Annotated in this window: 20 protein-coding genes; 9 read left to right on the top strand and 11 right to left on the bottom strand. The window is 71.5% G+C overall.

Annotated elements, in window-relative coordinates; all coding sequences use genetic code 11:
* Positions 1-23: 23 nt before the first annotated feature.
* The 3 genes from ACIBU0_RS25645 to ACIBU0_RS25635 all read left to right on the top strand — a co-directional run bounded on the left by ACIBU0_RS25645 (position 24) and on the right by ACIBU0_RS25635 (position 3,959).
* Entirely contained in the window at positions 24-2,885 is a 2,862-nt protein-coding gene (locus ACIBU0_RS25645; RefSeq protein WP_398822296.1) for an FtsX-like permease family protein, read from the top strand.
* A gap of 42 nt (positions 2,886-2,927) precedes the next feature.
* Positions 2,928-3,620: an ABC transporter ATP-binding protein gene (locus ACIBU0_RS25640; RefSeq protein ID WP_398822293.1), complete on the top strand. Its 693-nt coding sequence runs from the start codon at positions 2,928-2,930 to the stop codon at positions 3,618-3,620.
* A gap of 132 nt (positions 3,621-3,752) precedes the next feature.
* Entirely contained in the window at positions 3,753-3,959 is a 207-nt protein-coding gene (locus tag ACIBU0_RS25635; RefSeq protein ID WP_398822290.1) for a hypothetical protein, read from the top strand.
* Here the strand turns inward: ACIBU0_RS25635 and ACIBU0_RS25630 are convergent.
* The 7 genes from ACIBU0_RS25630 to ACIBU0_RS25600 form a co-directional block, all read right to left on the bottom strand.
* Positions 3,953-4,477: a S26 family signal peptidase gene (locus tag ACIBU0_RS25630; protein ID WP_398822288.1), complete on the bottom strand. Its 525-nt coding sequence runs from the start codon at positions 4,475-4,477 to the stop codon at positions 3,953-3,955. The genes ACIBU0_RS25635 and ACIBU0_RS25630 overlap by 7 nt on opposite strands.
* Positions 4,474-6,387: an ABC transporter ATP-binding protein gene (locus ACIBU0_RS25625; RefSeq protein ID WP_398822285.1), complete on the bottom strand. Its 1,914-nt coding sequence runs from the start codon at positions 6,385-6,387 to the stop codon at positions 4,474-4,476. Before ACIBU0_RS25625 ends, ACIBU0_RS25630 begins: the two co-directional genes overlap by 4 nt.
* Positions 6,384-6,935: a hypothetical protein gene (locus ACIBU0_RS25620; protein WP_398822282.1), complete on the bottom strand. Its 552-nt coding sequence runs from the start codon at positions 6,933-6,935 to the stop codon at positions 6,384-6,386. Before ACIBU0_RS25620 ends, ACIBU0_RS25625 begins: the two co-directional genes overlap by 4 nt.
* An 8-nt stretch (positions 6,936-6,943) precedes the next feature.
* Entirely contained in the window at positions 6,944-7,507 is a 564-nt protein-coding gene (locus ACIBU0_RS25615; RefSeq protein ID WP_398822280.1) for a MauE/DoxX family redox-associated membrane protein, read from the bottom strand.
* Between the two features lie 5 nt (positions 7,508-7,512).
* Positions 7,513-8,250, bottom strand: a complete 738-nt coding sequence (locus ACIBU0_RS25610) for a BTAD domain-containing putative transcriptional regulator (protein WP_398822278.1) — start codon at positions 8,248-8,250, stop codon at positions 7,513-7,515.
* Between the two features lie 214 nt (positions 8,251-8,464).
* Entirely contained in the window at positions 8,465-11,350 is a 2,886-nt protein-coding gene (locus ACIBU0_RS25605; protein ID WP_398822275.1) for a glycosyl hydrolase family 95 catalytic domain-containing protein, read from the bottom strand.
* A 327-nt stretch (positions 11,351-11,677) separates the two neighbouring features.
* Positions 11,678-12,013 carry a hypothetical protein gene (locus ACIBU0_RS25600; RefSeq protein ID WP_398822271.1) on the bottom strand — a complete coding sequence of 112 codons (336 nt, stop codon included), beginning with the start codon at positions 12,011-12,013 and terminating at the stop codon, positions 11,678-11,680.
* A 492-nt stretch (positions 12,014-12,505) separates the two neighbouring features.
* On the opposite strand from ACIBU0_RS25600, the gene pcaC reads away from it, so the two are divergent.
* The 3 genes from pcaC to ACIBU0_RS25585 are packed head-to-tail and all read left to right on the top strand — an operon-like array spanning position 12,506 to position 15,335.
* Positions 12,506-13,807: a 4-carboxymuconolactone decarboxylase gene (gene pcaC / locus ACIBU0_RS25595; RefSeq protein ID WP_398822268.1), complete on the top strand. Its 1,302-nt coding sequence runs from the start codon at positions 12,506-12,508 to the stop codon at positions 13,805-13,807.
* A gap of 56 nt (positions 13,808-13,863) precedes the next feature.
* Positions 13,864-14,499, top strand: a complete 636-nt coding sequence (locus tag ACIBU0_RS25590; protein ID WP_398822265.1) for an MBL fold metallo-hydrolase — start codon at positions 13,864-13,866, stop codon at positions 14,497-14,499.
* A 56-nt stretch (positions 14,500-14,555) separates the two neighbouring features.
* Positions 14,556-15,335: an exodeoxyribonuclease III gene (locus ACIBU0_RS25585; protein WP_398822263.1), complete on the top strand. Its 780-nt coding sequence runs from the start codon at positions 14,556-14,558 to the stop codon at positions 15,333-15,335.
* 105 nt (positions 15,336-15,440) lie between these two features.
* Here the strand turns inward: ACIBU0_RS25585 and ACIBU0_RS25580 are convergent, their stop codons facing one another.
* A complete protein-coding gene (locus tag ACIBU0_RS25580) occupies positions 15,441-17,207 on the bottom strand; it encodes a GDSL-type esterase/lipase family protein (RefSeq protein WP_398822259.1) in 1,767 nt (588 codons plus the stop codon).
* Between the two features lie 184 nt (positions 17,208-17,391).
* On the opposite strand from ACIBU0_RS25580, the gene ACIBU0_RS25575 reads away from it, so the two are divergent.
* On the top strand, positions 17,392-17,799 hold the full coding sequence (locus tag ACIBU0_RS25575; RefSeq protein ID WP_398822256.1) for a DUF6278 family protein: 408 nt from the start codon (positions 17,392-17,394) through the stop codon (positions 17,797-17,799).
* A 137-nt stretch (positions 17,800-17,936) separates the two neighbouring features.
* Positions 17,937-18,680 (top strand): amino acid ABC transporter ATP-binding protein, encoded by a 744-nt coding sequence (locus ACIBU0_RS25570; protein ID WP_398822253.1) that lies wholly within the window; start codon positions 17,937-17,939, stop codon positions 18,678-18,680.
* Positions 18,681-18,904: 224 nt separating this feature from the next.
* On the opposite strand, the gene ACIBU0_RS25565 is transcribed toward ACIBU0_RS25570, so the two are convergent.
* Both ACIBU0_RS25565 and ACIBU0_RS25560 read right to left on the bottom strand, forming a co-directional pair.
* Positions 18,905-20,476 carry a CocE/NonD family hydrolase gene (locus tag ACIBU0_RS25565; protein WP_398822250.1) on the bottom strand — a complete coding sequence of 524 codons (1,572 nt, stop codon included), beginning with the start codon at positions 20,474-20,476 and terminating at the stop codon, positions 18,905-18,907.
* 116 nt (positions 20,477-20,592) lie between these two features.
* Positions 20,593-21,351: a hypothetical protein gene (locus tag ACIBU0_RS25560; RefSeq protein ID WP_398822247.1), complete on the bottom strand. Its 759-nt coding sequence runs from the start codon at positions 21,349-21,351 to the stop codon at positions 20,593-20,595.
* A gap of 119 nt (positions 21,352-21,470) precedes the next feature.
* Between ACIBU0_RS25560 and ggt the strand changes: the two genes are divergently transcribed.
* Complete coding sequence (ggt, locus tag ACIBU0_RS25555) at positions 21,471-23,270, top strand: gamma-glutamyltransferase (RefSeq protein WP_398822244.1); 1,800 nt, start codon at positions 21,471-21,473, stop codon at positions 23,268-23,270.
* 3 nt (positions 23,271-23,273) lie between these two features.
* Here ggt and ACIBU0_RS25550 read toward each other — a convergent pair whose 3' ends face one another.
* Positions 23,274-25,826 (bottom strand): ATP-dependent Clp protease ATP-binding subunit, encoded by a 2,553-nt coding sequence (locus ACIBU0_RS25550; RefSeq protein WP_398822241.1) that lies wholly within the window; start codon positions 25,824-25,826, stop codon positions 23,274-23,276.
* Positions 25,827-25,849: the final 23 nt, after the last annotated feature.

Genomic DNA, 25,849 nt, shown 5'->3' with positions numbered 1-25,849 from the left:
AGCGTGGCGCCGATGGAGGCGCCATGTGGGGAATGATCACCGGTCAGCTGCGCAGGCAGTCCGTGCGGACGCTGACGTTGCTGGTCGGTGTGCTGGTGGCCACGGCCGGGTTCACCCTGCTGACCGGGTCCGTGGAGACCTCACGGCTGACGGTGAAGGCGTCCGCCGACGCCAACTTCCGTGCCGCGTACGACATTCTCGTGCGGCCCGCCGGTGCGCGGACCGGGCGCGAGGAGTCCGTCGGGCAGGTGCGGCCCAATTTCCTGTCCGGGCAGTTCGGTGGGATAACTCCCGGTCAGTGGCGGGAGATCGCCGGCCTGCGCGGGGTGGAGATCGCCGCTCCTGTGGCGATGCTCGGCTATGTGCAGGCCGGGACGCACGCCCAGGTCGATGTGACCGGGCAGCTCGACCCCGCGGCCGACCGGCAGCTGTTGCGGCTGCGCAATACCTGGACCACGGACCGGTCGCTGAGCAAGGCCCAGGACCCGGGTTCGGTGTACGTCTATGTCACCAGCAACCCGGTCGTGCTGCCGGATGCCGCATCGACGGCCAAGGACTCGAGCTGGAGGAGTCTGTACACGTACCGCGGACGGCACCTGACCGAGGCCGGTGACGCGCTGAGCCAGGGAGACAGCCCCTGCGACGAGGGTGAGATGCCTCCGCTGGAGGTGCTGCCCGGGGGGAAGTTCGAGCCGCTGTGTGCCCTTCGTACGGTCTCCTCGTCCGACGGTGGCGCGGTCAATGACCAGCTCGACCCCGCCCAGCGCAGCGAACTCGTCGTCGTGCGGCGGCATGCGGACGGCACCTTCACCAGCGGGACGGACGTGCACAACCGCACCACCTCCCGCCGTGCGGTGGTCGACATCGACTGGTCGATGACGCTGCTGCTCGCCGCCGTCGATCCCGAGCAGGAGGCCCGGCTGGTCGGGGTGGACCGGGCGATGGCCTCCGGCCGGTATCTGAAGGACGGTGAGAAGCCCGCCATGGACGCGCAGGGCGGGTCGCGGTCCGAGGACATCCCGCTGATCAGTACCGACCGGCCCTATCTGGACGAGCAGTTGAGCACGTCGGTCTCACGCGTCACGGGAGCGCTTCCGAAGCTCTCCGGGCGTGGCGGGAAGGAACTGCGCGGTCTGCTGGCCGGGCTGCCCGTCAGCCCCGGGGCGACCACGCGCGCCGACGCCGACACCGTGTTCCGGCGGTCGGTCGCGGACGGCACGATCGACGTCAACCCCTTCGTCGTCCTCCAGTCCGGAGCCCCCCGCTATGCGTCCGGCGGGGGAGTGCTGCGGCCCGCGCCCGTCGCGTCGGACAGCGCCGAGCTGTGGCGGCAATCGACGTACGGCGGTGATCTGCCGGCGTGGTTCGTTCAGGACACCGCGTTCCGGCCGGTGACCAGGCTGCCCGGAACCGACGCGAGCCAGGACCACTTCCCGCAGTTCAAGGTGGTCGGCACCTACGCCGTCGAGCGCCTGAAGGGCTTCTCGAAACTGTCCGAAGTGCCCCTGGAGACCTATCGGCCGCCCGCCGCCCGTGCCGCCGACGAGGCCGCCCGCGCCGCACTCGGCGGCCAGGCGCTCGCCCCCAACAGCAACCCGGGCGGCTACCTCGCCACCCCGCCGCAACTGCTCACCACCCTCCAGTCGGTTCAGGCCGTCACCGGCCCCGACTCCCCGCATGCGAAGGACCCGATCTCCGCGGTGCGGGTCAGGGTCGCCGGTGTGCACGGAACGGACAAGGCGTCCCGGGAGCGTATTCGCGCGGTCGCCGAGGCGATCACCACCCGCACCGGGCTCGACGTGGACATCACGGCAGGTTCCTCGCCGGCGCCGCAGCAAGTGGCACTGGGAAAGGGCAAGTTCGGGCGGCCCGCGCTCGCGCTGACGGAGAACTGGACCGCCAAGGGCACGGCCGTCGCACTCGTCGAGGCCGCCGACCGCAAGAGTGTGCTGCTCTTCGGCCTGGTACTCGGCGTGTGCGCGCTGTTCCTCGGCAACGCCGTGGCCGCCTCCGTACGCACCCGGCAGCGCGAACTGGCCGTCCTCGCCTGCACCGGCTGGACGGGCGCCCGCCTCGCGGGACTCGTCCTCGGTGAGGTCGCCCTGGTGGCAGCCGTGGCGGGGGCCGCCGGGGCCGGGGCCTCGTTTCCGCTGGGCTGGGCCTTCGGCCTCGACGTCACCGTGGGGCGCGCGCTGTTGGCGGTACCGCTGGTGGTGGCCACGGCTCTGCTGGCCGGGGCGCTTCCGGCGATGCGTGCGGGTCGGCCGTATCCCGCACAGGCGCTGCGGGGCGGGGTTGCCGGGCCGCGGCGGGCCCGGCGCGCCGGGCGCGGACGTACGGTGCTCGGGCTCGCGGTGAGCGGGGCGCTGCGTACGCCGTCCCGTTCGGTGCTCGGCGCGCTGGCGCTCGCGGTGGGGGTGGCCGCGGTCTCCCTGGTCACGGCGGTCATGTGGACGTTCCAGGGCGAGGTCCAGGGCACGCTCCTCGGCGAGGCGGTCTCCCTCGAGGTGCGCGGGGTCGATGTGGCCGCGGCCGTACTCACCGCGGCCCTGGGGGTGTTCGCCCTGGCCGATGTCCTCTATCTCGACAGCTGTGAACGGGACGGGGAGTTCGCCATGCTGCGGGCCTGTGGCTGGGCCGACACCGAGGTCATGCGACTGGTCGTCGCGCAGGGTGCGGTGATCGCCGTCGCGGGCGCGGTGCCCGGCGCCGCGTCGGGGCTCGCACTGACCGTGGCCTTCACCGGCTCGATTCCGGCGGGGCTGCCGGTGGCGGTGAGCGTGGTCGCGGCGGCGGGAGTGGTGGCGGCCGTGGCGGGCAGCGTCGTCGCGGCCGGCCTCGCGGTACGGCGGTCGCCGGCGGGGCCGCTGGCCGAAGAGGGATGAACCAAGAAGGACGGACAGGGACACGGAGAGGGAGAGGACACGATGGGGGACGGTGCGTCGGTCCTGGTGGAGGACCTGCACAAGAGCTTCGGCACCGGTGACGGGCTGATCAAGGCCGTCGACGGCATCAGCCTGGACATCCCGGCCGGACACCGCGTCGCCCTCGTCGGCGCCTCCGGATCCGGCAAATCCACACTGCTGCACCTCATCGGGGCCATCGAACGGGCCGATGCGGGACGGGTGTGGGTGGACGGCCAGGACGTCACCGCGCTGGGGCGGCGGGCCGCCGCCGCGTACCGGCGCACGGTGGGGTTCGTGTTCCAGCGGTTCCATCTGCTGCCGGGCCTGAGCGCGCTGGACAACGTGCTGGCTCCCGTGCTGCCCCGCAGGGCCGGCTTCGACCGGGACGCACGCGCCCGCGAACTGCTCGCGGCGGTGGGCCTTCAGGGACGGGAGTCGGCGCTGCCCTCGCAGCTGTCCGGCGGCCAGCAGCAGCGGGTCGCGGTGGCGCGGGCGCTGATCGCCCGGCCTCGGCTGCTGCTCGCCGACGAACCCACCGGGAGCCTGGACTCGGCGACCGGAGAGCAACTCATGGACCTGGTAGCGGAGTTGGCCGCCGAGTACGGCTGCACGCTGGTGGTGGCCACGCATGACATGGCGGTGGCGGAACGCTGCACGGACGTGCTGCGGGTGCGGGACGGGCGCCTCGGTGAGGTGGCGGGCAGCGGGGTCTGAGATCGGGGCGCGGCCGACGGAGGGGCGTACGCGGTCCGCGTATCGGCGATGTATGGCAGGCGTATGCCGTCCCCGTAGCGTCATGGACGAACGCCGTCGTGACGGGCGACGGCCACGATTGGGGGTTTGGTCATGCGCACTCTGAACCGACTCGCGGACTCGGTCCTCGGCCGGCTCGTACCGCGCGCCGAGGCCGAGGCGAGCACCACCGAGTACTGGTGCCGCCGCGACACGAGCTGCGGTCCCCAGTACCCCTCCGCCAAGGGGAACTGGCGCCGCACCTGCCAGTCGCCGGGCACGAACTGCACCGCGTGGACGCTCTACTCCTGCTGTTACTGACGCGGTTCCCGCTGTCCCAGGTGCCTCGCCGCGGCATCCGTCGCGCCCGGCCCCTCGTCGCACCCCGCGGCGGGGGGCCGGGCCTTTGTGCCGAGCACCACCGCGACCACCACGTCCACGGGTACGAGGCCGACGGTCCGCGAGTCGGTGCTCAACGCCGCGTTGTCGCCGAGCACCGCCATCCGCCCGGGCGGCACCCGGCCCGGACACCCGGGGACCCCGGCCGGAACCGGGTCGCCCGGCAACGCCGCGACCCGTTTCACCCACAGCCCGTCCCCGTCCGCGACCGGCCCCACCACACGGGCGCCGTCCGGCAGCTGCACCGGCAGGACGACCACCTGGCCCACGCGCAACCGTCGGCCCGCCGAGCCACCGCGCCGCCCCGGAAGCCGCCCGCCTGCGTCCGTACGGCCTCCGATCCGACGGGCCAGGACCACCGCCCCGTCCCGCAGGCCGGGCTCCATGCTGTGCCCCCGGACGGTCACGAGCATCAGCCACCTGCCGAGCACCCGCCTCACCCCGCGACCTCCTGCTCCCGGCCGGGTCCGCCCCCCGCAGCCCCCGCCACCTCCTGCTCCGTCCCCGGCGAGTCCTCCCAGAACCCCGCCGCCTGCCCCCGGAACAGCTCGGCGTACCGTCCCGACGGCAACCTCATCAGCTCCTCATGCGATCCCTCCTCCCGCACCGCACCCCCGTCGAGGAGCACGATCCGGTCCGCGGAACGAACCTCGCTGAGCCGGTGCGAGATCAGCAGCCGGGCCCGTCCCCGCCCCAACCCCCGGATCACACCGGCCACCTCGGCCTGAGCATCCGGATCGAGCCCTGACGTCGGTTCATCAAGCACGAACAGGTCCCGGTCCGCCCGCAGCAACGCCCGGGCCAGTGCGACCCGTTGCCACTGTCCGCCGGAGAGCACGACACCGCTGTCCCGGTCGTTGGCCCCGAAGAACCCCCGGGTCAGCATCGTGTCGTACCCGGCCGGGAGACCCGCGAGGACCTGGTGCACACCCGCCTCGCGCGCGGCCTCGACGACCTCCGGGCCGGGTGCGCCGTCGGGAGCGCGAACGGCCACCGCCGGATCGCCGAGCGCGATGTTCTCCGCCGCCGTCATCTCGTACGCGACGAAGTCCTGGAAGACGACACTGAGCCGGTCCCGCAGCGACTCGGGCGTGAACTCCCGCAGATCCGTCCCGTCCCACAGGATCCGCCCCCGTTCGGGGTCGTAGAACCGGCAGAGCAGTTTGACCAGCGTGCTCTTGCCGGCCCCGTTCACGCCGACGAGACCCACGCTCTCCCCGGCGCGTACCGTCAGCGTCACGCCCCGCAGCACCCACGGCAGATCCGGGGCATAACGGAACCACACGTCGTCGAGGACGATCCGGTCGCGCAGGGGGCCCGCGACCCGCCGCGCCGGGCCGGGCCGTGCGCCGCCCTCGGCCACGGCCACGTACTCGGCGAACACCAGCAGATGCTGATGGCCGTTGGCCACCGCCGTGACCGCCGAGCCGAGTCCGCCCTGGACCGAGGCCAACGCCGCGAGGAACACGGACAGGTCCCCGACGGTCAGGGTCCCGGCCGACACCCGTCCCACGGCCCACAGCAGTCCCCCGCCCGCGATGCCCGAAGCGAGAAGAGTGGGCAGGGAATTGACGCTCAGACGGCGCACGTCGAGCCGGTGCCGGATCCGGTTGACGGCCCGCCGCTCGACGAGCATGCGCTCCCGCAGCACATCCCCGATGCCGAACAGCCGTATCTCCTTGGCCGCCGTCGTACCGCCGAGCAGCGTCGAGAAGAACGCCTCGCGGCGCTCGCCGGCCGTGACGCCCGCGAACGCCGCGGCCGTCGCCCGGGCCAGCCGCAGCTCCGCGACCAGCTTCGGTACGGCACCGAGCAGCACCAGTCCCGCGAGGACCGGACTGACGGCGGCCAGCACCCCGGCGAACCCCACCAGCGTCCACCCCGCCCGCAGCACGATCAGCGCGCACTGCACCAGCTGTACGGGGGTGTCCTGGCCGGACTGCTGGGCGAGCCGGAGCCGGTCGAGCCGTACCGGATCCTCGTAGAGGTCCAGGCCCGGGTGGGCGTTGACCGCACGGAACAGCCGGTCCTGCGCGGTCAGCGCCACGGCCCGGGTGAGCACGCCCTGGCAGAGATCGTCGACGTACGGCAGGAGCGCGAGCAGCACGCCGATCGCGGCCAGAGCCGCGGCGGTCGCGGTGACCTCGCGCGCCCCGTGCCCGGTGAGCGAGTCGATCAGCCGCTTGGTCAGCCAGGCCACCACGACCGGGCCGGTGGCCTCGACGACGGCGAGCAGCAGGGTCGCCGCGAGGGCACGGCGGTGCGCGCCGAGCGCGAGTCGCAGCGCCGTGGCCGCGACCCGGGGCCGGGACACGGGGGGCTGTGCCTGGTCCTGTGCCGGGTGCGTCATACGACCGGCCGGCCCACGATCCCCGCTTTGGCGATGAGCTCCGGCGCGCTCACCGCCGACCAGCGGATCGCCACACCGTCGCCGGTGTCGTCGAGACCGCAGACCAGGGGCAGCCCGTCCACCCGGAACGTGGTGATCCACGGCTCGACCCAGGGATCCTTCGGGGCGCCGACGATGACCCGGGCCACCGGTTCCAGGGCCTTCCTGAAGCGCGCGTTGTCGTCGTCGGTGCCCTCGGAGAGGACGGCGACGACACGGTCGCTGCCCCCGGGCTCGTCCATGGCGCTCGTGACGACCAGCGGCAGCAACTGCTCGCAGGGCTCGCAGCCCGGTGCGAAGAAGGCGACGAGCGTGGGCCGGGTGCCGTCCGGTACGTCCACCATGGCGCCGGCGGTCATCCGGTGGGCGTCGGTGATGCCGGTGACCGGGGCGGGCGCCGCGTCGGCCGGGCGGGCCTCGATCTCTTTGAGCCGGCGGATGACGCCGTACAGGAGAAGGAGATTGAACAGGCCGAGGAGCAGGCCGAGTACGGAGAGACCGAGGGACACAGGGACTCCTACGGGCGGTCGGCGGCGCGGGTGGTGGAGGCGGTGGGCGCGGTGAACAGATCGGCGATGTCGTCCAGGCCGATCACGACGACGGCCAGCACCGCACCCGCGGCCACGGACACGACCAGCTCGCCGCCCGCCGCTCGCACCGGGCCGGAGCCGGTGACGACCAGGGCGCCGACGGCGGCCAGCAGCAGTCCGGTGTTCCTGACCAGATGGAGTACGCCGAGGGGGCGCCCGGTCCGCCCGAAACAGGCGCAGGTCACGGGCGGACCCCCGCCCCGTACCGCCCGCGCCACGCCAAGGGTGAGCGCGGCAAGGACCAGCGAGGAGAGGAGGAGCCCGATCACACCGGCCCGCGTGCCGGGCAGCAACAGCAGGCCCGCGGCCACGCCTTCGGCCGTGACGGTCGCGTAGGCCAGCGGGCGGCGCAGGCCCGGGGTACCGAGGCCCATGTCGGCGAGCGTGGTGAGGAAGGCACGGAATCCGGCGGGCCGTGCCTTGCCCACGGCGGATGCGGCGAGGACGACGGCGAGCAGAATGTGGCAGACCGTCGAGAAGGCGGCGGCCATGGCGTTCACCCCGCGAGCAGCTGCTGATGCAGCCGCCCCAGACAGGCATCGGGTTCGGTGCCGAGCTCGCGGCGGAAGACGGTCCGCGCCGACTCGAACGCGTCGGTCACACGTCCTGGTTCGCCGAGGTGGTGGTGGGCGTTCAGGACGAGCAGCCAGCTGCGGATGCGCAGCGGCTCCGCGGCGAGCACCTGCCCCGCCGTACGCAGTGCGGAGTGCGGCTGGCCGACGCCGAGCCAGGCATCGGCCAGATCCTCGGTGGCGCGGATGCGCTCGGCGTCCAGCGTGCGCAGCGGGCCGTCGAGCATGCCGTACCGCTCGACGCCGGGGGCCGCGTGGTCCGAACTCCACAGTGCCAGGGCGGCGTTGAGCAGCTCGACGGCCCGGGGCGGGTCGTCGGTGACCGCGCTGCGGCCCCGGTCGGCGAGCCGCTCGAACACCAGGTGGTCGACGGCGTCCGGCGCGACCCGGAGTTCATAACCGCCCTGGTGGCTGATCAGCGGAGTGGACACCGGGAGCCGTCGGCGCAGGAGATGCGCGTACGAGCGCAGGTTCGCGACGGCGGAACGCGGCGGCTCGCCCGCCCACAGGGCCTCCATCAGGTTCTCCAGGGACACCACGCTCCCCGGCCTGAGCAGCAGCGCGGTGAGCAGTGCGCACGGCTTGACGCCGCGAAGCGGCCCGGAGTGTGCGCCGCCGCTGATCTCGATCGGCCCCAGGATGCGTAACAGCGGTGCCTGCACCTGCGCTCCCTTCCGTGACACACGTTCGACTTGGGGCACACACCGTATTATCGAAGCGCTTCGAATGTAACCCTGCCGCAACAACCAGTAGATTGAGCGCGCTCTGGCTGCCGACGAGCTGGAGGGCCGCTCGGTCATCGAAGCGCTTGACCCCGCCTTGCGGGAAGAACCGGACCCCGCCCGGCGGGAAGAATCACCGCGTCGCGCCGTCGCGTCACAGCGCGTCGAGCTGCCACTGCTGGTTGGTTCCGGTATCGGCGGGCCACTGGATGACGCGGGCGCCGTCGGCCGCCGATCCGCCTTCGACGTCCGCGCACCAGCCGTTGCGGACGTTGACGAGCCGGTAGGAGCCGCTGCCCGCGTCGACGAGCTTCCACCGCTGGTTGTCGGCACCCGTGTCCTGCCATTGGACGAGCTGGGCGCCCTGGCCGGAGCCGCCGGGGCTGTCGAGGACTTTGCCGCTGTGGCGGGCGGCGAGGCGGAAGGAACCGTCGGCGTTGGGCAGGAACCGCCACTGCTGGTTGGCGGCGCCCGACGATGTGTACTGGATGATCTTCCCGCCGTCGGCAGTGCCGCCGCCGGAGACGTCCAGGACCTTGCCGCTACGCCGGTTGACCAGCCGGAACCAGCCGCTGAGCAGGGAGACGGTGATGTCCGTGCGCTGCCCGGCGACCAGCGAGACCTTACGCGCGTGGGTGCCCAGTGAGGAGGAGACGACGGCCGCCGATGTGGTCACCGCCGTCATGCCCCGGCGGCTGACGAGGGTGACGTCCTGGTTGACGGCGGAGGTGACGGACAGGGTGGCGGTGCGGGCCGACAGGTCCCAGCTGAAGGTGTGGATACGGATGCGGCCACGTGCCCGTACGCCCGTGATGGAGCCCTTGGCCAGTTGGTCGGGCAGGGCCGGGAGGATTTCCAGGACGCCGGGGCGGGAGTAGATCAGGGCCTCGGCGAGTACGCCGGGGAGGGCGTGGGCGGCGTCGGCGTTGTAGATGTCCAGGTTCGGGTTGTGGGAGGTCATCAGCGACTTGAAGACCATGTTGTTGCCGATGATCTTCTTCAGGTTGTCGTAGACCTTGCCGCCGTCCTTCAGCCGGGCTCCGGCCAGGGCGCGGTGCAGGCTGCCATGGGCGGAGATGTTCTGGTCGCCGCGGTTCTCCAGGGCCTTGAGCGCCGGGCGGACGAGGGAGGGTTCCTCCTCGGGGTTGATCTCGTGCAGCGGCCAGGCGCCGTACAGATGCTGGATGTGCCGGTGGTTGTAGCGGTCGGTCAAGGTGGGCCAGGACCATTCGGCGAGCGCGCCGTCGCCGTTGACGCGGTAGGCGGGGAGCTTGCGCAGCAGGGCGGTCCAGCGGGCGACTCCCTGGCCGCTGCCCTGTTCCACACCGAGGGTGTTGGCTGCGTCGATGGCGGCCTGCAGGGCGTGCTTGCCGGCCATGATGTCGCCGGTGGCGTTGATCGACAGGCACACGCCTGTGTTGCCGGGGGAGTTCTCCATGGAGAAGGACGGCACGAAGACCGCCTTGCCGGCCGAGTCGGTGCGGGTGAGGAAGTCCTCGTAGAACAGGGCCAGTTCCATCAGGGCGGGACCGAGCTTGTCGCGCAGGAAGGCCTGATCGCCGGTGACCTCGTAGTACTCGAGCAACGGGTGGAGGAGCCAGTCCGCACCGCCGGTCCAGCAGTGGCCCGGGAACGAGCTGTTGTTGAAGTGGAGCATGTGGCCGTACTCCCCGTCGGTGCGGGACGGGGCCAGGAAGCCGCGGGCGCCGTAGAGATTGGTGGCGTTGGTGCGCCAGTCGTCGAGCTGGCCCAGGATCAGGCTGAAGTAGCCCTTCATGACGTCGGTGGTGTCGAGGATGTTGCCGCCCGCGACCTGGAGGTTGACGTTGGCGTCGGTGGTGAAGTCGTCGGCCCAGGCGCCGTTCCAGGACCCCGTCCAGATGCCGGTGAGCCGGGGCGGCAGGATGCCGCTGGAGCTGATGAAGAGGTAGCGGCCGGAGTCGTAGAGCCGCTCCAGCAGGGCGAGGTCGATGACGCTCCGGTCCGCGTTCTGGCGGGCTATCAGCTCGCTGACGGAGAGCTTGCGGTCGGCGTCGGACACCCCCAGGTCGAGGCGGGAGCGGTCGTACAGTGCGGTGTGGAGGGCGGTGTGCGCGGAGCGCAGCGTCGCGTAGTCGGTGCCGAGCGCGGCCAGCTCGGCGTGCAGCGGCTCGGAATCCCACGCGGTGGAGGACTCGTAGCGGTCCAGCTTGGTCAGCAGGATCACTCTGGTCGCCCTGGCCACCACGAGGGTGGAGCCGCTGACGCTGACGGAGGCGCCTGAGCCGGAGGCGACGACCCGGGTGACGCCCTCGTAGCCGAAGGCGCCTCGCCCGGAGGGGTAGGTGCCGCGCAGGTTCAGGTAGCCGTTGCCGTTGCTGACGGTGGCGCGGGTGGCGAAGCTGAGGCTCGTGGGCACTCCGTCGAGCGCGGTGTTGACGCTCAGCGTGGTGTCGACCGTACGGCCGGGGGCGGGGGTCAGCTCGTGGACGATCACGTTGTCGGCGCGGGAGACGAAGGCCCTGCGGGTCCAGGTGCCGTACTGGTCGGTCCAGCTGGAGCTGACCTCGCCGGTGCGGAAGTCGTTGACCCGGCCGTAGTCGTTGACCGTGGTCATGCCCGGGGTGTCGATGCGCAGTTCGTACGCGGGGTGGTAGGTCTGCGTCCAGCGCAGTGACCATCCGGAGGCGAAGTCTCTGTTGGCGCCGGAGTAGTCGCCGGCGAGTGCCTTGTCGCGCACGCCCTCCAGGCGGCCGGAGATCACGGGGGGTTCCACGGTGCGGGTTCCGTTCGGCAACACCAGCCGGTGGTGGTTGAAGACCACCTTCTCCAGCGTGGCCGCCCCGTGGAGGATGGCTCCGTATGCGCCGTTGCCGGTGAGGAAGCCGTCGGTCCAGGAGGAGGCGGGGGAGGTGTCGTAGATGCCGCGGTCGGGGACCGTGATCTGCGGTGGGACGGCGGCCGCGGCCTGCTCCGGGAGGAGACCGCCGGGGAGGGCGGCCGCTCCGGCGGTCAGTGCGGCGGCGGTCAGGAAGCGCCTGCGGTCCATGGAGTGGTCCATTACGCAATCTCCTTGGTCTGCTGAGGGGGTGTTCGGCCGCCGGAGAGCGGCGGATCGTGCCCGCGTCGTGGCACTCGTCTGCTCGACAAAGCACAGGACGGGGGACGGGGTGGCCCATGCGGGGTTCGTTGTCGGTGTCTTCGCCTGCGGGCCGGGGCACGCTTTCACCTCGCCGCCGCACTGGACGCGAGGACAGCCGACGTGTCGTCCATGACCACGTGGCAGACGAGCGGACGACGTCGCGGTCCGCACCCGCCCCTTGAGGTGTCCCCCGTAGGGGTGTGTGCCCCGGCGGCCCGCTCGATGGGGTGGCCGCCGGGCGCGCGGTCAGGAGAGGGGGCGGGTCTCGCTGTTCACGCTCGCGCTTCCGCCGAACTCCTGGCCGACCGCCGCTCCCTGGGCGGTGGAGCCCGCGACCTCGATGTGCAGGCCGCTGCCGATGTTCACCACCATGGAGCTGCCCAACCGACCCGGACACAGCCCCAGTCGCTGAAGTCGCCCGGAGGGATCGGGTTTACGTAGGTGCCGTCGCCCCGATCCCCCCATGTGCCGGCCGGAGGTACGGCCGTCGCCGCCCCGGCTCGCCGGCAGCGGGCCCGGCAACACGATCGCCCCGCTGCCCAGGACGGCGAGGCGATCGGGCTGTCTTCTGGTGATGTCCACGATCCCGTTCCTTGACTAGGAAGCCCGCCAGTCATCACATGTATCGGCGGCTTTTCGGACGGGAACATAGTGCAACTGCCCCATGATGGGTAGACATCGTGTCGAAACATGGGATGGAAAGCGCCTCCGCGTCGCGCGCCAGTTCGCCGGCGCTGGTTCTGCGCTCCGGTGCCGTTCCACTGGATGAGGTTCGCCCCGGCGCGGGTCGATCGAAGAGTCAACTCAGGTCGCCGTCGGACCTCGCGCCGGTTCACCACGGCGGCGACCGTCAGGCCAACGTGGCCCTGCACCGCATCGTGTTCCCCCGGTCGCGCTGCGACCCGCGCACCCGGGCGTACTGCGCACGCCGCACCCAGGAGGGCAAGGCCCGGCGTGAGATGCTCCGACGCCTCAAGCGACAGGCCGCCCGAGAGGTCTCCAAAATCTGGTCAAGACGGTAGCCAGCGTCCCCCCGCTATAGGGGCGTCCGTGATACGTGAGAGGGTCTGAGGCGTGAGTGAGACACCGTCGAACACCCTGCAATACCGCTTTGACGGGCCAGAAGAGGCGCCCGTCCTGATCCTGGGGCCTTCTCTGGGGACCACCTGGCACATGTGGGACCGGCAGGTCCCCGAGCTGGCCCAGCAGTGGCGTGTCTTCCGGTTCGACCTGCCGGGACACGGCGGGGCGCCCGCGTACCCGGCGGGCTCCGTCGCCGATCTCGCCGATCGGCTGCTCGCCACCCTCGACGGCCTCGGCGTGCAGCGCTTCGGCTATGCGGGCTGCGCGCTCGGCGGCGCCCTCGGTATCGAACTGGCCCTGCGTCACCCCGAGCGCCTCGCCTCGCTCGCCCTGATCGCCGCCTCGCCCCGCTTCGGCACGGCCGACGAGTTCCGGCAGCGGGGTGTGATCGTGCGCACGAACGGCCTCGACCCGATCGCCCGCACCTCGCCCGACCGCTGGTTCACCTCCGGCTTCGCCGCCGCCCAGCCCGCCATCACCGAGTGGGCCGTGCAGATGGTCCGCACCACCGACCCCGGCTGCTACATCGCCGCCTGCGAGGCACTCGCCGCCTTCGACGTACGGCCCCGACTGGGCGGCGTCACCGTGCCCACCCTCGTCCTCGTCGGCTCGGACGACCAGGTCACCGGCCCCGCCGAGGCCCGCACCCTGGTCGCCGGCATACCGGACGCCCGCCTCGCCGTCGTCCCCGGCGCCTCCCACCTCGTGCCGGTCGAGCAGCCCGCCGCCGTCACCGACCTGCTGGTCCGGCACTTCTCCACCGCCTGGCAGCAGCCCGCCTACGACGCGACCACCGGCCAGATGGCCGCCATCCAGGCCGCCCCCGTCAAGCCGGTCCTGGCCGCGCCCCCGCAGCCCGCGCCCGTCGCCGAGATAGCCCCGGCCGCCGTGCCGCCGCAGCCGACGGGACGACGGGACCCGTACGACGCCGGGATCAAGGTCCGTCGCGAGGTGCTCGGCGACGCACACGTCGACCGCGCGCTGGAGCAGGCGGACGAGTTCTCGGGGGACTTCCAGGACTTCATCACCCGGTACGCCTGGGGCGAGATCTGGGACAGACCCGGCCTCGACCGGCGCTCCCGCAGCTGTGTCACCCTCACCGCCCTGGTCGCGGGCGGCCACACGGACGAACTCGCCTTCCACACCCGCGCGGCCCTGCGCAACGGCCTCACCCCGAACGAGATCAAGGAAGTGCTGCTGCAGGCGGCCGTCTACTGCGGCGTCCCGGCGGCGAACAGCGCGTTCAAGGTCGCCCAGAAGGTCATAAGGGAAGAGACCACGCCCGAGGAGTGAGCATCCGCAAGCCGCCGGAGTGAGCATCCGCAACGGGCGCTTGCCAGGATGGACCCATGAAGCTCACGAAGAAGTCGCACGCCTGCATCCGCCTGGAAAAGGACGGGCAGACGCTCGTCCTGGACCCCGGAGGATTCAGCGAGGAGGACGCCGCGCTCGGCGCGGATGCGATCCTCGTCACGCACGAGCACCCCGACCACTTCGACGAACTGCGCCTGCGCGCCGCCATGGAGAACAACCCGGCCGCCGAGATCTGGACCCTCGAGTCGGTCGCGGAGAAGATCTCCTCCGCCTTCCCGGGCCGTGTGCACACCGTCGGCCACGGCGACACCTTCACGGCCGCCGGCTTCGACGTCCAGGTCCACGGCGAACTCCACGCGGTCATCCACCCGGACATCCCACGCATCACCAACGTCGGTTACCTCATCGACGGCGGCAAGGTCTTCCACCCCGGCGACGCCCTCACCGTCCCCGACCGCCCGGTCGAGACACTGATGCTCCCGGTCATGGCCCCCTGGAACAAGATCGCGGAAGTCATCGACTACGTCCGCGAGGTCCAGCCGCAGCGCGCCTACGACATCCACGACGCCCTGCTCACCGACCTGGCCCGGCCGATCTACGACCGCCAGATCGGCGGCCTGGGCGGCGCGGAGCACCTGCGCCTGACCCCGGGAGACTCGGCCGAGGTGTGAGCGGCCCCACCCCGGACGGGACCGCATTGTCGTACCCGCCCGGTAGGTTGTTGGACATGCGCATCGCGACCTGGAACGTGAACTCGATCACCGCCCGCCTGCCGAGGCTCCTGGCCTGGCTGGAGAGCAGCGGCACCGACGTGCTGTGCCTCCAGGAGGCCAAGGTCGCCGAGGACCAGTTCCCGTTCGACCCGCTGCGCGACCTCGGCTACGAGGCGGCGGTCCACGCCACCGGCCGGTGGAACGGCGTGGCGGTGCTCTCCCGCGTCGGCCTCAAGGAGGTCGTCAAGGGCCTGCCCGGCGATCCCGGTTACGACGGCGCCGTGGAGCCCCGCGCCATCTCCGCGACCTGCGGCCCGATCCGCGTCTGGTCGGTGTACGTGCCGAACGGCCGTGAGGTGGACCACCCCCACTACGCCTACAAGCTCCAGTGGTTCGAGGCCCTCAGGGCCGCCGTCGCCGGCGACGCGGGCGGCAGCCGCCCCTTCGCGGTGCTGGGCGACTACAACGTGGCCCCGACGGACGACGACGTCTACGACGTGGCCGCCTTCGAGGGCCTCACCCACGTCACCCCCGCCGAGCGCGCCGCCCTCACCGCCCTGCGCGAGTCCGGCCTGTCCGACGTGGTCCCGCGTCCCCTCAAGTACGACCACCCGTACACCTACTGGGACTACCGCCAGCTCTGTTTCCCCAAGAACCGCGGCATGCGCATCGACCTGGTGTACGGCAACGAGCCGTTCACCAAGGCCGTCACCGACGCCTACGTGGACCGCGAGGAGCGCAAGGGCAAGGGCGCGTCGGATCATGCGCCGGTGGTCGTGGATCTCGACGTGTAGAGAAGCGGCCCCCAGCCCGTCCGGCGTTTGAGGGCAAGGCCCCTTCAGGGCCGAAGCGGGGGTCTGGGGGCGGCAGCCCCCAGTCGCCCGCCGCCACGCCGAGGACTACCGCACCAGCCCCCGCAGATCCACCGACCCAGCCAGCGCAGCGAGCCCCGCATCGCCGGGATGCAGATGGTCCCCGCTGTCGTACGCGGGAAGCATCCGCGAAGGCCGCGCCGGATCCCGCACCACCGCGTCGAAGTCGAGCACGCCGTCGAACCCGGCGGCGCCGGAGCGGATCCACTGGTTCACCTTGACCCGCTCCGCATCGACGGCCGCCGTGCACCGCGCCTCCCCCTCGCAGGGCAGGATGGTCGCAGCCAGCATCCGCAGCCCGCGCGCATGCCCCCGGTCCGCGATCCAGCGCAGCCCGGCGATCACCTGCTCCGCGGTCGTGCCCCACCGCACGTCGTTGACGCCCTCGAACACCACGACTGTCCGCACCGACGTCTGGGCCAGAACATCCCGGTCGAACCGGTACAAGGCGCTCACGCCGGCCGTGTCCGTCGACACCCCGTCACCGGCATAGCGGTCGCTGACCACACGGTTGCCCGAAATCCCCTGGTTGAGCACCCCATAGCGCGGGACCACACTCTGGTTCAGCAGCCGTGTGGCCAGCACATTGGGCCACCGCCGGTTGGCATCCACCGTGGACTTGTCCCCGTCGGTGATCGAGTCCCCGAGCAGCACCACCGACCCCGGCCCACCGCCCACGTCGACCCCGGTCAGCAGCGGCCAGCTGGTCAGGACGGTGCCGTACGGCGCCGCGGAGGCGTCCGCCGTATGGTCGCCCGGCTCGCTCACATACGAGCGCTGCTGCGCGAGCCGGTGCACCGGGGCCGCCGGCACCGTCCCGGGCAGATGGAAGCTGACCAGCAGATTGGCGTCCGCGGGCACCGCGAAGCCGAGCGGATCGCTGTAGGCCTGCGCTCCCGCCGGGATCCCGACGCCCGCCGCGCCTCGGAAGGACACCGCGACCGGCTTCCCCCGCGCCGCCGCGCCCGCCTTCTGCACCGCCACCGTGGCGCTTGCGATCCGCACCGGCACCGCCGCGAACGTGTTGTCGAACCGCAGCCGCACCCGTGGCCCGCCCGCCGAGGTGTGCACCACCAGCCGCACCGTCCGGTCGCTCCACGGCCCCACGGCCGGATAGCCGCCCGTCGCGGCCGACCAGCTCCCCGTCCAGCCCGGGGACGCGGCCCGCACCGCCACCGCGAACACATGCAGCCCCGCCGCGCGCGGCAGCCGTACCGAGACGACCGCGCGACCCGGGGCGAGCGGCACCGTCACGACGTACAGCCGCGCGCGCTCGGCGAGTTGGCCGCCCGACGTGTTGACGTGCGGCAGCGCCACGGCCTTGGTGGCGAGCGGGCCGGTGCGCCAGTCGGGCGCGGTCAGGCTGTAGGACGTCCGCGTCCCGTCGGCGTACGACACCGTCCCCGGGCCGCCGACGCCGATGCCGCCCGTGCCGGCCACCAGGAACGCGAGCGCGTCGCCGTGGCCGCGCACCCGCACATTCTGTCCGTCGGCGAGGACGTTGTCCGGCTCGCCCGGCCGCCGCTTCGGCCAGGTCAGCCGGGCGCCCTGGACGGTGAGTGTGCGGCCCGGCGTCCAGCCCGCGGCCGACAGGTCCTGGGCCGACAGGGAGCCGCCCGAGCCGTCGAAGTCGGCCTCGCCCGGCCGGGCGTCCCGGCTCACCGCGGTGTTGTCGAAGAGCCGCTCCAGCGGGAGCGGCTCGGCTCTCGCGGGGGCGGCTTGTGCCGAGCCGGTCGGCACCAGGGTGGCGAACAGGGCGAGGACGACGGTGGAACCCCACACACATCGGCGCACGGCCGACTCCTCTCGTACACGCAGCGCACGACCGTTCACAACGAGACGAAAGACGCATCGCGAAGGTAGAGAGGCGCCTGGGGTCCGTCAACGAGCCATGCCCGAAGTCGGCGTGAACTCGACCCGAATCGGCCTTCCGCGCGCCTGTGGTGCGTACGCCGGTACGAATGACACGCTTGGGTGTATGAAGATCCCTTTTCTGGGCCACCGGCCCGAGAAGCGCGGGGCCCCCGACCCCGAGGGCCTCGCCGAACTCCTTTCCGAGTGCGAACTCCTGCGCTCCCATGCGTCCCGGGCGGGGATCCAACTCGATGACACGGCGGCCTCGTTGGAGGCGCTCGACCAGTTGCTGCCGCGCTGGCGGGACGACGAGGAGATCCTGCCGTGGCTGGGCAACGACGCCGGTCTGTATCTCGGCACCGTCATCGTGCGCACCGTGCCGGGAGCCGCCTGGGAGATCTGGCCGGACGGCCAGCCGGTGGTCCGGCTCGCCTCCGGCCGTGAGTTCGATGTCGTGACCTCGGGGCAGGACTGGGCCGCGAACGGGGTGCCGGAGCTTTCGCAGCTGTACGCGGAGGTCGCGGAGGCGTGAGACCCGGGCCCGCACCTCGACATAAGAGCGGTGTAAATACGGCTTATGCCCGAAAAGTGCGTGTCGTGTATTAAGTCCACTCTTGCCCGGATAGTTTGCGGCCACCGCTACACAGCTGAACATGACTGGGGCTGGGCATGGCTGGCGATCCACTGATCGAGCTGCGTGACGTCAACAAGTACTTCGGGGACCTGCATGTACTGCAGGACATCAACCTCACCGTCGCCAAGGGCGAGGTGGTCGTGGTCATCGGCCCGTCGGGTTCGGGGAAGTCGACGCTGTGCCGGGCCATCAACCGGCTGGAGACCATCCAGTCCGGGACGATCCTGCTCGACGGACAGCCACTGCCCGACGAGGGCAAGGCGCTCGCCCGGCTGCGCGCCGAAGTCGGCATGGTCTTCCAGTCCTTCAACCTCTTCGCCCACAAGACGGTCCTGCAGAACGTCTCGCTCGGCCAGGTCAAGGTCAGGCGGCGCGGGAAGGAGGAGGCCGACAAGCACTCCCGCGAACTCCTCGACCGCGTCGGCGTGGCCGACCAGGCCGACAAATACCCGGCACAGCTCTCCGGCGGTCAGCAGCAGCGCGTCGCCATCGCCCGCGCCCTCGCCATGGGTCCCAAGGCGATGCTGTTCGACGAGCCCACCTCCGCGCTCGACCCAGAGATGATCAACGAGGTTCTGGAGGTGATGCGTCAACTCGCCCGCGACGGAATGACGATGATCGTGGTCACCCATGAGATGGGCTTCGCCCGCTCGGCCGCCAACCGCGTCGTGTTCATGGCCGACGGCCGCATCGTCGAGGACCGCAGCCCCGACGAGTTCTTCACCAACCCCAGCAGCGAGCGCGCCCGGGACTTCCTGTCGAAGATCCTCCATCACTGAGCGGGAAACACGACCATGCCGAGACCAACGGCGTTTTCCCCACCGGAATCCTCGCCGTGTCCGACCTCGACTACGATGGTCCGTCCGTCCCCAAGGCCGTGGCGGTGGCCCCGGCCACGACCAGGGACGCTGCTGCCGGGTGGGGATCCCCCCACCGCCCCTGGACCCAGGGGCAGCAGGGGGCAGCAGTCATAGAGCCATACCCGGCCGGCGCCGGCCGGAGATCACTGCTCGCGCAGGGGAACCGACACGTACGACGGGTCGTTCGCCGGTGAGGAGAAGGTCAGCCGCGCGCCGGACGGGTTGTGCTCGATGTAGAGCGGGTCGACCGTGTCGACGACCAGGGCGAGCCGGTGCCCTGCCGGTACGTCGTAGGCCGTGGAGTACAGCTCCAGGTCGACGGTGAACGGCTGTCCGGGCGTACGTCCGTGGAAGGTGTACGGCGCGTTGCTGACCAGCTTGCCGAGGCCGAGCGGGCCCACGTCGTAGAGGTAGGCGACGAGGGTGCCGCTCTCCTTGGTCGGGGTGAGGGTGGTGTGCAACTTCGCGGTGCCGCGCACGCGTTGCGCCGTGGCGTACTTCTCCGACTGCCATACGCCCGCCCAGTACCGGGGGATCAGCGGGATCGAGGCCATCGGGGGCAGCTGGGCCACCTGGTCGAGGATGCTGGAGAGGAAGACGACTCCGCCGTCCGCGCCCGAGTTGACGTTGGTGTGGATGGTGGTCGTGCCCGCGAGGGCGAGCTTCCTGTTCGTCGCGCCGACCGACTTCCAGTCCGGGTAGCCCTCGTAGCCGCCCGTGGAGCGGGACTTGAGCCGGACCGGCAGCTCGCGGTCGATGCCGTTGTCCTCGCCCTTGAGGTGGTGGTCGAACCAGCGCTCGGTGTCCGTCCAGACGTCGTTGGGCAGGCCGAACAGCCCGGTCAGCTCGGCGGTGGCGTGGTCGCCGGGCCGGAACTCCAGCCGCTTGGGGCCGGTCAGCTTCTCGTAGAAGTCCGCGTACTGGTTGGGCGGGAAGACCGTGTCGCCCCAGGCGTTGGCCATCATGACCGCGGCGCCGCTCTTGTTGAGTTGATCCACGTATGTAGCGACAGAACGTTTCTTCCCCCAGTTGATCATGTCCTGTTCCTTGGACAGGTTGGAGGCGTAGAAGGCGTCGAAGATCTGCCGGATCTCGGCGCTCTGGCGGCCGGTGACGAGGCTCGCGCCGTCCAGCACCGCGGCGGCCTGCACGTGCTGGGTGCGGCCGGAGTAGATCGAGTCGATGAGGTCGGCCCAGCCGCTGAGGGCGGCGACCGCCCTGACCCGCTTGTCGTGGGCGGCGGTCAGCAGGCTGATGCCGGCGCCGTACGACACGCCCGCCATGCCGATGTGGCCCGCGTCGGCCGGGGTGTTGGCGAGCGCCCAGTCGATGACCTTGGACGCGTCGGCTATGTCCGGCGGTCCTGCCACTTCTATCTCGCCGCCCGACTGCCAGAAGCCGCGCACGTTGTAACTGACCACGACATAGCCCGAGTTCGCGAGTTTCTGGGCCTGCGCGAAGTACTCGACCTGGGGCAGGCCCCAGCTCGTGGGCAGCACGAGCAGGGGGTAGTGGTGGGTGCCGTCGGCCCCGGCCGGCGTGACGACGTTCGCCTTGAGGGTGGTGCCGCCGTCGCCGGTGATGTCGACGAAGCGGACGTCGTTGCCGGTGGCTTGGGCGGCGGGGGCGAGCCCGAGGGCGCTACCGGCGACCAGAGTCGCGGAGACGGCGCCCACGGCGGTCGTACGCAGGGCCTTGCGATGGTGGTGTCCCACGGGTCACTCCTCACTCGTGTCAGTGCAAAGTGACCGAACGGTAACCGCGGCCCCTTACCGCAAGTAACCCGTCGGTAAGTTACGTGGCAGTAACGATTACCGGAATGTAACGGACCTCAGGAGGCGCGGTGGCTGTTGCGGGGAGCCGCCGGCGTCGGCAGGGGTGCCTGCGCGGCCCGAGTGACGTCCGCGACCAGTTCGGCGACATCGGGGCCGTACGCCTGCGAGTTGACCACCTTCAGCAGGAGGACGAACGCGTTGTTGCCGTACTTGCGGGCCAGCCGTTCGTGATTGCGGGCCAGGTAGCGGGTCGCGGCCTGGTTGGTGATCGCGGTCTGGCCGCAGAACAGGAAGACGGGCCGGTTCAGGCCGGGTTGTCCGGCGGTGAGACGGGCCAGCAGGACGTGTTCGGACAGGCCCTTCTCCATGCGGTAGCGCTCGCTGCCGATCTGGAACGCCAGCCGGTCCGGGCCGGGTTCCGGGTCGGTGTTCACCCGCACCCCGGGCAGCATGGCGTGCATGTGGGCCGCCATCCGCCGGTTGGACCCCGGGCCGCCGACGCAGAACTCCGTGCGCTCCCCGAAGCCCTGCCGCGCCATGTCCTGGGTGATCACCTCGGCGTGCGCACCGCAGTCCTTGATGAGGGCGGAGAGTTCGAGCAACGCGAACACGTCGTAACGGTGCACCGCGAGATCGGAGCTGCCCGCGTCCCGGTTGACGACGAGCAGCGACTCGGAGTGGTCGGGCAGCCCGAAGAACGCCTGCTTGCGGCGGAGCTTGCGCCGCCACAGATAAGTGCGGGCGATCCAGCCGAGGGCGGCGCTGATGCCGGCCGCGACCACGCCGAGGACGATGTTGCGTACGTCGTCATTCATGGGCGCGCATGCTAGCGGGCCAACGCAAACCCGTGTTCGAGCGGAGCCCGGTGTGGGCGGGCTGACGGGGGCATGGCGATCGAATAGGCTGCGCGAACGGTCCCTGACTGGAGGTGCGGATGCGTCGCCCTGTCGCACGAAAACTGTCGGTCCTGGCGGTCTCGGCCGCGGTGGTCTCGGTGGGGGCGGCAGCGCCACCCGGTGCCGGGGCCACGGCAGTTGAGAAGGTCCCGGTCGCCGTCGGCTACGGCGGCGCGGTGTCGAGCGTCGACGCGGACGCCTCCGCGGCCGGCATCGAGGTCCTGCGCAAGGGCGGCAACGCCGTCGACGCCGCCGTGGCCACGGCCGCCGCGCTCGGCGTGACCGAGCCCTACTCCGCCGGCATCGGCGGAGGCGGCTACTTCGTCTACTACGACGCCAAGTCCCGTACGGTGCAGACCCTCGACGGCCGCGAGACGGCGCCGCTGACCGCCGACTCCGGCCTGTTCACGGAGAACGGCACGGCGATCCCGTTCGCCGAGGCCGTCAGCAGCGGCCTGAGCGTCGGAACCCCGGGCACGCCCGCCACCTGGCAGAAGGCGCTGGACAAGTGGGGGAGCAGGGGGCTCGGCACCCTGTTGAAGCCCGCCGAGCGGCTCGCCCGGGACGGCTTCACCGTCGACGACACCTTCCGCGCGCAGACCGCCGCCAACGAGACCCGGTTCCGCTACTTCCCGGACACCGCGAAGCTGTTCCTTCCGGGCGGCCGACTTCCGGTCGTCGGCTCCACCTTCAAGAACCCCGACCTCGCCCGCACCTACGCCCAGCTGGCGCGGAAGGGCGTCGGCGCGCTCTACCGCGGCGACCTCGCCGAGGACATCGTCGACACGGTCAACCACCCGCCCGTGGACCCCGGTTCCGGCTGGAGGGCCCGCCCCGGCGACCTGACCGCCGAGGACCTGGCCGCCTACCGCGTCAAGTCCCAGGCGCCCACCAGGACTTCGTACCGCGGACTCGGCGTCTACTCCATGGCGCCCTCCTCCTCCGGCGGCACGACCGTCGGCGAGGCGCTGAACATCCTGGAGAACACCGACCTGTCGAAGGCGAGCGAGGCCCAGTACCTGCACCGGTACATCGAGGCCAGCCGTATCGCCTTCGCCGACCGCGGGCGCTGGGTCGGCGACCCCGCCTTCGAGGACGTACCGACGACTGAGCTGCTCTCGCAGCGGTACGCCGACTCGCGGGAGTGCCTGATCAAGGACGACGCGGTGCTGACGAGCCCGGTCGCGCCGGGCGACCCGCGCAACCCGGCCGCCTGCGACGCGAGCGGCACGGCGGCCCCGACCACGTACGAGGGCGACAGCACGACGCACCTGACGGTGGCCGACAAGTGGGGCAACGTCGTGTCGTACACGCTCACCATCGAGCAGACCGGCGGCAGCGGCATCACGGTCCCGGGCCGTGGCTTCATCCTCAACAACGAGCTGACCGACTTCTCCTTCACCCCGGCCAGCCCGTCCGTCCACGACCCGAACCTGCCGGGGCCCGGCAAGCGGCCGCGCTCCTCGATGTCCCCGACGATCGTGCTCGACGGGCACAACAAGCCCGTCGTGGCGCTCGGTTCGCCCGGTGGCGCGACCATCATCACCACCGTGCTGCAGACCCTGACCGGCTTCCTCGACCGCGGTCTGCCGCTGGTCGACGCGATCGCCGCGCCGCGCGCCAGCCAGCGCAACCAGACCACCACCGAACTCGAACCGGGCCTGTGGAACAGCCCGCTGAAGGCCCAGCTCGAAGCGATCGGGCACGGCTTCCGACAGAACCCCGAGATCGGTGCGGCTACCGGTGTGCAGCGGCTGCCGAACGGGAAGTGGCTGGCGGCAGCCGAGACGGTACGCCGGGGCGGCGGCTCGGCGATGGTCGTACGGCCTGCCTCGTAACCGTCACAACTCGGGGGCGGGCGGCAGCTCCTCCGTACGGAAGGCGAGCCGTCCGTCCTCCACGTCCACCGTCACTCGTCCGCCCTCGCCGATCCGGCCGTCCAGGAGGAGCCGGGAGAGCTGGTTGTCGACCTCCTTCTGGATGGTGCGGCGCAGCGGGCGGGCGCCGTACTCGGGCTGGTAGCCGCGCTCGGAGAGCCAGCCGACGGCCGTGTCGGTGAAGTCGACCGAGACGCCCTGGGCGTGCAGCAGGCGGCGGGTCTTGTCCAGCAGCAGGTTGGTGATCCGCTCCAGCTGCTCGTGGGTCAGCTGGCGGAAGACGACGACCTCGTCGATGCGGTTGAGGAACTCGGGCCGGAAGTGCTCGCGCAGCGGCCGCAGGATCCGTTCGCGCCGCGCCTCCTCGTCGGCCTCCGTGTCGCCCGCGCCGAACCCGATTCCGGTACCGCCCCGGGTGATCGCCTCCGAGCCCAGGTTGCTGGTCATCACGATGACCGTGTTGGTGAAGTCGACGGTCCGGCCCTGCGCGTCGGTCAGCCGTCCGTCGTCCAGCACCTGGAGCAGGATGTTGAAGACGTCCGGGTGCGCCTTCTCCACCTCGTCGAGCAGGAGCAGCGAGTACGGGTGCCGGCGCACGACCTCGGTGAGCTGACCGGCCTCCTCGTGGCCGACATAGCCGGGCGGGGCGCCGATCAGGCGGCTGACGGTGTGCCGCTCCTGGTACTCGCTCATGTCCAGGCGGACCATGCGCTCCTCGCTGCCGAACAGGGCCTCCGCCAGGGCCCGGGCCAGCTCGGTCTTGCCGACCCCGGTCGGGCCGAGGAAGAGGAAGCTGCCGATCGGGCGGTCGGGGCTGGCGAGCCCGGCCCGGGAGCGCAGCACCGCGTCGGAGACCACGCGCACCGCCTCGTCCTGGCCGACGACCCGCTCGTGCAGATGCTCCTCCAGGCCGAGCAGCTTGTCCTTCTCCTCCTCGGTGAGGCTGCTCACCGGGATGCCGGTCTGCCGGGAGACGACCTCCGCGATCGCCTCGGCGGTGACCTCCAGGTTCATGCCCTCGTCGACCTCGTCGTCGCCGCCCACGTCCGCGATGCGCTGCTTCAACTCGACGATACGGTCGCGCAGTTGTGTCGCCTGCTCGTACTGCTCGTCGGCGACCGCCTGGTCCTTGTCCCGGTACAGCTGCTCGACCTCGCGCTCCATGGCCCGTACGTCCGTGCCCTTGGTCCGCGCGCGCAGCCGTACCCGGGCGCCCGCCTGGTCGATCAGGTCGATGGCCTTGTCCGGCAGGCGGCGGTCGGTGAGATAGCGGTCGGACAGCTCCACGGCGGCGACGAGCGCCTCGTCGGTGTAGCGGACCTGGTGGTGGGCCTCGTAGCGGTCGCGCAGGCCGCGCAGGATCTCGATCGCGTCCGCTGTGGTCGGCTCGGGGACGAGGATCGGCTGGAAGCGGCGGGAGAGCGCGGCGTCCTTCTCGATCCTGCGGTACTCCTCCAGGGTCGTCGCGCCCACGATGTGCAGCTCGCCGCGCGCCAGGGCCGGCTTGAGGATGTTCCCGGCGTCCATGGAACCGCCCTCGCCGCCGCCTCCGGCGCCCACGACGGTGTGCAACTCGTCGATGAACACGATCAGTTGGTCGGAGTGCGAGCGGATCTCGCCCACGATGTTGTTGAGCCGCTCCTCGAAGTCACCGCGGTAGCGGGTGCCCGCGACCACGCCCGTCAGGTCGAGGGCGATCACCCGGCGGCCGCTGAGCACGTCCGGCACGTCACCGTCGGCGATCCGCTGGGCCAGGCCCTCCACGATCGCGGTCTTGCCTACGCCCGCGTCACCGATGAGCACCGGGTTGTTCTTGCCGCGCCGGGACAGCACCTCGACCGTCTGCTCGATCTCCTCCTCCCGGCCGATCACCGGGTCGATACGGCCCTGGCGGGCGAGGTCGGTGAGATCGCGGCCGTACTTGTCGAGGGTCGGGGTGCCGGTGTCGACGCGCGGCCGCTGATCGACGCGAGGGCGGGCCTGGGGGGCCTCGGGGACCTCGGGCGGCATGCCGGACGGTGCGAAACGAGCCGCGTTGAGGATGTGACCGGCGGCCGAGTCGGGGTTCGCGGCGAGGGCGCTGAGCACATGCTCGGGGCCGATGTAACCGGCGCCGCGCGCCCGGGCCAGGTCGTGCGCGTCCAGCAGGGCGCGCTTGGCGGCCGGAGTGAGGGAGAGCGACGTCGGCGGCGGGGCCTCGCCCGGCGGGTGCTGGACCGGGCCCGACCGCTCGTCGATCTCCGTCGCCAGTGAGTCGGGATCCGCGCCGGCCCGGCTGAGCAGCGACCGCGTCGGCTCGGCGGACAGGGCGGCGCGCAGCAGATGCTGGGTGTCCAGGTCGCGGCTGCCGTGCTCGGCGGCGTACTGGGCGGCGCCGCGCACCAGCTCCCGGGCCGGCTGACTGAGCAGTCGGCCGATGTCGATCTGCCGGGGACCGGGGCGCGGTCCGCCGAAGAAGCGGGCGAGGAATTCTCCGAAGGGGTCGTAGTCCTCCGGACCACTGAAGCCGCTGGTCATGGCGTTCCCATCCGGCGTCCCTG

This window comes from Streptomyces sp. NPDC049627 (genome assembly GCF_044465645.1).
In the GTDB taxonomy this organism is placed as follows: domain Bacteria; phylum Actinomycetota; class Actinomycetes; order Streptomycetales; family Streptomycetaceae; genus Streptomyces.
The sequence above is the reverse complement of the archived record's forward strand: the minus strand, read 5'-3'. Positions and strand labels throughout refer to the sequence as shown.